This is a genomic window from Pseudomonas sp. HY13-MNA-CIBAN-0226 (assembly GCF_040310305.1).
Taxonomy (GTDB): domain Bacteria; phylum Pseudomonadota; class Gammaproteobacteria; order Pseudomonadales; family Pseudomonadaceae; genus Aquipseudomonas; species Aquipseudomonas gregormendelii.
This window is the reverse complement of the sequence record NZ_JBEOPS010000436.1, coordinates 1-253: the sequence shown is the minus strand read 5'-3', so window position 1 is coordinate 253 and position 253 is coordinate 1. Positions and strand designations below refer to the sequence as shown.

The 253-nt window shown below is 60.5% G+C and carries 1 pseudogene; it reads left to right on the top strand.

Features of this window, described 5'->3' with window-relative positions:
* Positions 1 to 253: pseudogene (locus AAEZ05_RS29415) on the top strand (alpha-1,4-glucan--maltose-1-phosphate maltosyltransferase); the annotation flags it as partial.

The window sequence follows — 253 nt, the reverse complement described above, 5'->3', positions numbered from 1 at the left end:
GCTGGAAACCGAGCAGGTGGCGTTGTTCCTGCACGAAGACAGTGCACACCTGATGACCCAGGCCGACCATCGTGCCTATTTGAGCGTCAGCCCCGCGTACCCGATTGACGTGGAGCGTGAGGCCGCACAATTTGCCAGCTGGTACGAGCTGTTTCCACGCTCGATCACCGACGATCCGGCGCGGCACGGCACGTTTAACGACGTGCACGCGCGCTTGCCGATGATCCATGACATGGGTTTTGACGTGCTGTAC